Below are 3,724 nucleotides of genomic sequence, written 5' to 3' on the forward strand. Positions count from 1 at the left end.
CTTCTCTCCTGTGGAATGAGCTTGTCCTCCGCCCCCTTTCCGCCCGCGCCCGACGACGTCGTCGCCGAGATCGAGCGGCCGTTCAGCCTGTACCAGCCGGCTCTGCAGGTCGTGCCGGTGGCCGTCGACGTGCCGCATGCGGGCCGCTGCTACCCGCGGGGGTTCGTCGAGGCGGCGCGGCTGCCGCTGCGCAGCCTCAGGCGCTCGGAGGACGCCTTCGTCGACCGGCTGTTCGGGCACAGCGTGGCGCTCGGCGCGCCGCTCCTGGTGGCGGAGTTTCCGCGCGCCTATCTCGACGTCAATCGCGAGCCCTATGAACTCGACCCGCGCATGTTCGAAGGGCGGGTTCCGCCCTTCGCCAACACACGCTCGATGCGCGTCGCCGGGGGGCTCGGCACCATTCCCCGCATCGTCGGCGACGCCCAGGAGATCTATTTCGGGCGCATTCCGATCGCCGAGGGGCTCGCTCGAATCGACGACCTCTACCGGCCGTATCACGCCGCCCTGCGCGGACTGATCCAGCGGACGCAGGGCGTGTTCGGCACCTGCATCCTGGTTGATGCCCATTCGATGCCCTCGGCCGGGCTCGACCGGGACGGGCTGACGAAATCCGACATCATTATCGGTGACCGCTTCGGCACCAGCGCCGCCGGCTACATCATCGACATTGCCGAGCAGGCTTTTACGCGGCTCGGCTTCAGTGTCACGCGCAACCGGCCCTATGCGGGCGGCTTCATCACCGAACATTACGGCGCTCCCGCTTCCGGGGTCCATGCGCTGCAGATCGAGGTGAACCGCGCGCTCTACATGAACGAGGCGACGCTGGAGCCGCATGCCGGCTTCGGCGGGGTCGAGCAGGCGATATCGAGCGCGATGGCCGACTGCTTCGCGCGCTGGAGCGGGTGGCTCGACGACTGGCGCGAGGCGGCGGAGTAGCGGGGCTATGGGGGGCGGCCTCGGCGCGGAATAAGCGGCGTCGGCGAAAAAAAGGGCCGCACACTGGCGTGGCGGCCCAAGTCTAGGGAGGAAACGCCCAAGGAGGGCAATGAAGGTTTGAGATCATCTCCCCTTCGCAGTGCACAATATGAGGGTGCGCTGCAAAACGCAAGCGAAATCGCATGAAATCGCAGGTGTCATGCATCTGTTGCATGACGATGGCCTGGTTTTCGGGATTTTTCCCGATTTTCAGCAATCCGGCCTGTTTCGGAACTCGTAGTCCAAGGCATTGATGCTGCGGAGCAGCAAACTGGAGGCCCTTTCATGAGCGCAGTCGATTTCGGCGCTTTCGTCGCGGAACTGGCGACCCAGTCGGGGCGGGCGATCCTGCCGTTTTTCCGGGCGCATCATCAGACCGAGGACAAGTCGAAGGGCGGCGTGTTCGATCCCGTCACCGAGGCTGATCGTGCCGGCGAATCGGTGATGCGCCACATGATCAAGCGGCAGTTCCCGGCTCATGGCGTGCTCGGCGAGGAATATGGCAGCGAGAACACCGATGCGGAGTATGTCTGGGTGCTCGATCCGATCGACGGCACGCGGGCGTTCATTTCCGGCATTCCGGTCTGGGGCACGCTGATCGGGCTGACGCGCGAGGGCATGCCGGTCTACGGCATGATGCACCAGCCCTTCTCGGGCGAGCGCTATTCCGGCGACGGGCGGGAGGCGCGTTACGAGGGGCCGGGAGGGCCGCGGAAACTGCGCACCCGACAGGTTTCGGATCTCGCTTCCGCCACGTTGATGACGACCTCGCCGGCGTTGTTCCTGGGCGACGAGGAGAAGGCGTTCGCACGCGTGGAGAAGCAGGTGCGCCTGTCGCGCTATGGCTGCGATTGCTACGCCTACTGCATGCTGGCCGCCGGACATGTCGATCTCGTCATCGAGAGCGGTCTCAAGCCCTACGACATCGTGGCGCTGATCCCGATCATCGAGGGCGCTGGCGGTGTCGTCACCTCATGGGACGGCGGCAGCGCCGCCGGCGGGGGGCGCATCCTCGCCGCCGGCAGCAAGGCGCTGCATGAGGCTGCCCTCGCGAGCCTCGCCGGTTGAGGCCGCCGCAGGCTGCTGGTCCTCCCCCGGAATGAAGGCGTCGAAGGCGGCCCAGAATTGCGCGCGAATCGGGTCGCTTTCCATCAGGATCTCGTGGCGTGCCGTCGGCAGCACCAGAGCCGAGCCGGTCTTGAGGCGTGCCGCGAAGCGCTCGATCGCCGGCGTCGAGACGACAGGGTCGAGCCCCGCGGCGATGATCAGCGTCGGCACCTTGACCTGCAGCGCAGCCGAAGGCGCATTGAGTCGGGCCATCAGGCGAAAGGCGGTCCTGACCCAGGCGATCGTCGGGTCGCCTATGCTGAGATGGCGGGCTTCTGCCGAGAGCGCGCTGTTGCGGGCGTAGCGGACGGGATCGCTGGTCAGCCGGTTGCCATCGAACGGTTTGGTCGCGATGGCGGTTTCGCCGCCGCCTGGGATGAAGGCGCGGCCGAAGCCCAGCCAGTAGAGCAGGCTCGCGAGCCTGCTGGCCCGGGCCTGATGCGCGATCATGGTGAGGCCGAGCATGGGTGCGAGCGCCACCATCCGGGAAACCGGGAGGGCGCCATGGCGGGCGGCGTCGAGGCAGAGCGCCGCCCCCATCGAATGGGCGAGGGCGAAATAGGGCGGCGGGAGTTTCGCCTGCATCTCGGCCATGACGAGGGCGAGGTCGGCTTCGTAGTGCTTGAGGCGGCCGACATGTCCCTTGCGCTCGCGGCGGACGAAGCGCTGCGAACCGCCCTGGCCGCGCCAGTCGAAGGTCAGGACATGGAAGCCACGGCGGCGCAGCTCTGCCACCGTCTCGCTATAGCGCTCGATGAACTCCGCCCGGCCCTGCACGACGACGATCGTTCCGCGCGCGGGCTTGACAGTCGGCCGCCAGCTGGCCAGGCGCAGGCCGGCTCCGTCGCTCGTCCGGGCAGCCCACACCTTGGCATGGCCCGGGACGGGATAGTCGGGATGGGCAAAAAGAACGGCCTCGGCCATCGGCTCTCTCCGCATCGCGACGACGCGCCCTCATCGGCGGCCGAGCGGCTTTCGCCTCCGCTTATGCCCGTTGGCGGGGGCTCTTGAAAAGCCGAAACGCCATCCCAGATCATTGGGGCGCAGGCCGGAACCGGGTGCGCAAACCGTAACCAGGCCCGTGCTCAGATGAGGCGGGCTGACCAGACTGTCGCTTCTTCGGAGGACATATCATGCGTCAATTCGATCTCTCCCCGCTCTATCGCTCGACCGTCGGCTTCGACCGCCTGTTCAATCTGCTCGACCAGGCGACCAGCAACGATGCCGCGCCGGGTTATCCGCCCTACAATATCGAGCGGACCGCCGAGAACGGCTACCGCATCACCATCGCGGTCGCGGGCTTCGGCGAGGGGGACCTCTCCATCGAGTCCAAGGAAAACGCGCTCACCGTGAAGGGCGACAAGCAGCCCGCCAGCGGCGAGAAGCGCGAGGTCCTGCATCAGGGCATCGCCGCCCGCGCCTTCGAACGCCGTTTCCAGCTCGCCGACTACGTGCAGGTGACCGGAGCCAGCCTCGAGAATGGCCTGCTCCATATCGACCTCGTGCGCGAGATTCCCGAGGCCAAGAAGCCCCGCCAGATTCCGATCGGCGCCGGCTCGGCCAAGGTCCTCGAAGCCAAGATCGAGACCGCAAAGGCCGCGTAATCCGCTCGGCGAAGGCTCCCAGCCCGGCCTGTGCCCGC

The 3,724-nt window shown here is 67.1% G+C and carries 4 protein-coding genes; 3 read left to right on the forward strand and 1 reads right to left on the reverse strand.

Annotation, left to right across the window (positions count from 1 at the left end):
- Positions 1-15 precede the first annotated feature (15 nt).
- Together ACIPIA_RS12095 and hisN are read left to right on the forward strand one after the other, a co-directional pair.
- Positions 16-936 (forward strand): N-formylglutamate amidohydrolase, encoded by a 921-nt coding sequence (locus ACIPIA_RS12095; protein WP_400509818.1) that lies wholly within the window; start codon positions 16-18, stop codon positions 934-936.
- Between the two features lie 324 nt (positions 937-1,260).
- Positions 1,261-2,043, forward strand: coding sequence for a histidinol-phosphatase (gene hisN / locus ACIPIA_RS12100; protein ID WP_400509810.1), 783 nt, complete (start codon positions 1,261-1,263; stop codon positions 2,041-2,043).
- Here hisN and ACIPIA_RS12105 read toward each other — a convergent pair.
- Positions 1,948-3,006: an alpha/beta hydrolase gene (locus ACIPIA_RS12105; protein ID WP_400509813.1), complete on the reverse strand. Its 1,059-nt coding sequence runs from the start codon at positions 3,004-3,006 to the stop codon at positions 1,948-1,950. The genes hisN and ACIPIA_RS12105 overlap by 96 nt on opposite strands.
- A gap of 209 nt (positions 3,007-3,215) precedes the next feature.
- On the opposite strand from ACIPIA_RS12105, the gene ACIPIA_RS12110 reads away from it, so the two are divergent.
- On the forward strand, positions 3,216-3,686 hold the full coding sequence (locus ACIPIA_RS12110) for an Hsp20 family protein (RefSeq protein ID WP_400509815.1): 471 nt from the start codon (positions 3,216-3,218) through the stop codon (positions 3,684-3,686).
- Positions 3,687-3,724: the final 38 nt, after the last annotated feature.

The organism is Allobosea sp. CER48 (assembly GCF_044752385.1).
GTDB lineage: Bacteria > Pseudomonadota > Alphaproteobacteria > Rhizobiales > Beijerinckiaceae > Allobosea.